We start from the raw sequence: 3,912 nt of genomic DNA, 5'->3' as shown, positions 1-3,912 counted from the left end.
CTGCCGGATACTGCCGCGCGGATCGCCGTCGCTCGTCTGGTGGAATCCGACGAGCTCGGGTTGCTCGGGCGCAAAGCGCTGGTTCGTGTCGGCGAGGACGAGCGTGTGCTTGCCGAGGCTCGCCGAGTGCGCATCGCCTTCATGTTCGAACCAGTAGAAGATCCCTTCTTCCGCCCACAGTCGTTCGAGAAAGGCGAAGTCCGATTCGCCGGCCTGCGCGGTCAGGCTGCGCTTGGCGTACTTCGTCGTGTCCGCGAGCGCCCAGCGCCACGCCGGCGCGATCGCGCCATGCGCATAGTGCGCGAAGATCTGTTCACTGATCTCGACGACGCTCGCGTTCTGGAAGTTGTAGCTGTCGACGCGCTGGTGCAGCAGCGCCAGCCACGGCTCGACGACGAGCTTCACGCGCGCGAGCCCGCCGTTGTAGCCGACGAGCTCCGCGGCGATCACGTGGCCGTGGAACGGACGACGCGCGTCCTGTGCGTCCGCGGCCTGCCACTCGACGAGGATCGGTGCACCGATCAACGCGTCGAGCGGCACGTCGGGGCGCTCGGTCAGCGCGGTGACCTGGAACCGGAAGCCGCCGCGATCGAGCGACTCCCATCCGTGCAGGCTCTCGGCAACGAGCTTGTCCGCGCCGAGCGGCGTGGTCAGCCACAGGAACCGGTCGTGCTGCGACCAGCCGCCGAGGAATGCCTGGATGAGATCAGATTGGGTCGACATGATGGGTGGGTTCGGGGTTCGCGGGAGGCGATAGGTTCAGTGACGGGAGTCGATGCATCGATGCACGCCTTACCGTTCGGTCAGATCGACGGCGGGTTGTTTGTCCATCCGTATGAATGCCGCGCCTTTCATGACCGAGGGCGACTGGATGTTGACGTTTGCGACGCCGTACATCCGGAAGGTGCCCCCTTGAATCTGTTGCGCCGACGAACCCGGATCGAACGTCAGCTCGTCGTACGGCACGACGAATTCGACTTTCACCGGCTGCCCCGGCTTGATGGAAATTGAGGACGCGTAGGGACGGGAAGCGGGACTCAGGTACTTCTCGACCAGCGAGACCTTGAAGCCGATGCCAGCGTCGTTGATCGCGCTGATCTCGGCGTATTGCGCGTTCAGGTATACACGCTTCGGCAACCATTTCTCGGGACCGTCGATGACGACTTCCTCTGTCCCGTCATTCCCGAACACCATATCGACCACCAGATTTCCCGACGCGGAATGCGCGGTGAACGCCGGGTGCAGATTGATTTCCGGCGTGCCGTGGTCCAGCAGGTCCTGTGCGATTTCGTAAAGAAACTGCAGCTTGACGGTGATCTCGTCGCTGGATCGATACTGCAGCGCACCCTGATAACGCGTTCCGTTCTGTTCAACCGAATACGTGAGGACCGATCCGATATTCCGGCCCCGGACCGAAGCGATCTCGTGACTGGCCAGCATCCGCTTCACCTGTTCGAGCTCCGGCCGGTAACGATCGCTCAGTTTTCCCGTGTATTTTCCGATACCCGCATACTTCGCCTCGGGAAACAGGTCCAGATCCAGTCCATGCGAATAATAGGAAACACGATTGCCGTCGAACTCGAAACGCGATTCCGGCGCAGGCTTGACCTGCCCCGGGCTGCTCCGTATTGCGAAGTAGTCCCCGCTCTCTCCTGCGGATGATGCTGCCGTCACGCCGAACAGCAATGCCGCCGCAAGGCAGCGCGACGCACGGCGCGCGACTCCGCCCGTCCGAGTGCCCGCTCGACGAGCGTCATTTCGCATTCTGATTGCCGGTGTCGCGCGCGACGGATGTTCAGTCGGGTTCATGTCACTCCCGAGTCAAGCCGACCGACGGAACCGGATCCGTCCACGTGAAGAACCTGCCGGACATCTCGTCCGGCTTGACGAAATTGCCCTGCATCCGACCGACAAAATCGTAGGTGCCGGTTTCCATTCGCTGGATGGACGAATCGCTGTCGAACGACAGCGCGTCGAAGGGAACTGCGAATCCGACACGGATCACTTCGCCTGGTTTGACTGCGATTTCGCTGGCGTAGCGCCGCGATGCATCGGTCAGATACTTGCTGTCGAGCCGGACCTTGAACTCGGCACCCGCGCTGTTGCTTCCCTGGACTTCGACGAATTGCCGGGTCGGAATCGCGAGATTGCCCGTCCAGGTTTCCGGACCATCGATGAGTACCTCGCGCCGACCTTCGTTGCTGAATTCGAGTTCGACCAGCAAGCGATTCGCGTCGGAGCGAATCGACAATGCCGGACGGATATTGATCTCCGCTTTTCCGTGGCTCAGCAGTTCCTTCGCGAGCGAATACAACGCAACGATCTTGTCCTGTACCGGCTTTTCCGCCCGGTAATTGAACGCGCCGTCGTAGTGATGCCCGTCCATGGCGAACGAATAGGACAGAACCGGCCCCGCATTGACCGCGTCCCGGACCGCAGCATCGCGCTCGCTCAGCACACGCTTGATTTCCGAGAGTTGCCGGACATAGGTGTCGCTCGATTCGGCCGTATATTTTCCGATGCCCAGATAGCGACCCTGTGAACTGTTATCAAGGTCTCGCCCGCGCGAATAGTAGGAAATCGTCTTGCCTTCATCCGTGATGACCATGATCGGCGCGGGATTGGTCTGCCCGGCTCCGCTGCGGATCTCGAAATAGCCGTGCTCGTTTTTTGCAGACACCATGTCCGTCGCTCCAAAAATCAATGTCATCGCCATCAGGGTCCGCGTAAAGCGCATCATTTCAGGACCTCCCACTCGATATTGGTCTTCTTCTGGAACCAATCTCGGAATCCGTACATGTAGTACTTCGGAATTTCCGGCTTCGCGAGAAACATCCCTTCACCCATCAGATTCGTATCCGACGTGCGCTGCCAGTTATCCGCGAGCTGTGGCATCTTGACGTCGACCAGTTTCTGCGAATTGATATAGCCACTGTAGACGGTGCCCTGATCCTCGAAATACTCGTCCGGCCATCCGTAGTGGTGACCCGCCTCGTGAATGATGGCGTTTTGCGTGACGTCAGGCGTCGCCTTTTTCTTCTTGCGATCCCATGTCACCTGCACCTCGCCCCAATTCTCCGAATTCGCCCGAGCTTCCATCGGGAAAAGACTAATGGTGCGATGGAATCGCCCGCTCGTCGTAACGAACTCGATCTCCTGCTTCAATTTCACCTTGCAAGTGCAGTTCTTTCCGAGCGGACACGCCTTCGGCTGCATGTAATAGTGGTTTCGGTTCAGCCCGTTCTCGATCCGCTGTTTGAATCCCGCTAGATTGGCCGAACTCGCCGGTCGTTCCACCGCCTGCCAGACGACAGCAGCATCCCCTGGGCCGTCGCCGTCGTACGGTACCGAAACCGGCAGACCGGTTTTCTTGTCCACGAGAAGCTTGCCGTTTTTGTACTCGTGCTGATCCATGAGCACGACGCGAAGACGAACCGTTGCAGTCAACGTGGCTGTTGCCGGTGTGTATTCGATGTCGTACATACCGGTTGACCCGGTATGGCGCAGTAAGATCTTCTTGTCATTTGCGAGCACGGGTTTGCCCTGCGCGTCGGTCTGATAGTAGTCGACCACTCCCATATCAGGCTGATATTCGAGTTGCTTGAGTGGCGGAATATGAAGGTTGCATGGGCCGCCAGACCCGGCCGCTCCACTCTTGGGCGCCCCATCGAGTTCGCCCGACGGCGGCACGGGCGCCGAACGCCCGAGTTCCGGCCCCTGCGATTGCGCGCTATTGGCAGATGCGGGATCGATCGATGTCTTCGTCGCTGTTGGATCACCCGGCGCCGCCGGTGCCTTCGTGACTGTCGATCCAGTCTGCGAGGCCGGTTGAGACGGTAACGCCGGCGTCGATATCGGTTGTTTCGACGCACTCGCAAGCGCCTGCGTTGCCGCCGCCGCGCCCCCCCACCC

The 3,912-nt window shown here is 60.3% G+C and carries 3 protein-coding genes and 1 pseudogene; all 4 read right to left on the bottom strand.

The features are described 5' to 3' along the window. The coding region (locus tag JYJ84_RS30665) for a type VI secretion system Vgr family protein (protein ID WP_205189889.1) at nt 1-723 on the bottom strand (723 nt) is incomplete at its 3' end. A gap of 69 nt (nt 724-792) precedes the next feature. After that, nucleotides 793-1,809: a hypothetical protein gene (locus JYJ84_RS30660; RefSeq protein WP_164462565.1), complete on the bottom strand. Its 1,017-nt coding sequence runs from the start codon at nt 1,807-1,809 to the stop codon at nt 793-795. 1 nt (nt 1,810) lies between these two features. After that, nucleotides 1,811-2,740 carry a hypothetical protein gene (locus JYJ84_RS30655; protein ID WP_175221358.1) on the bottom strand — a complete coding sequence of 310 codons (930 nt, stop codon included), beginning with the start codon at nt 2,738-2,740 and terminating at the stop codon, nt 1,811-1,813. Continuing rightward, nucleotides 2,737-3,912, bottom strand: a pseudogene (locus JYJ84_RS30650) (type VI secretion system tip protein VgrG); the annotation flags it as partial. The gene JYJ84_RS30655 and the pseudogene JYJ84_RS30650, both read right to left, overlap by 4 nt.

This window comes from Burkholderia sp. LMG 13014 (assembly GCF_905232215.1).
Classification (GTDB): domain Bacteria; phylum Pseudomonadota; class Gammaproteobacteria; order Burkholderiales; family Burkholderiaceae; genus Burkholderia.
This window is presented reverse-complemented; position numbering and strand designations above follow the sequence as displayed.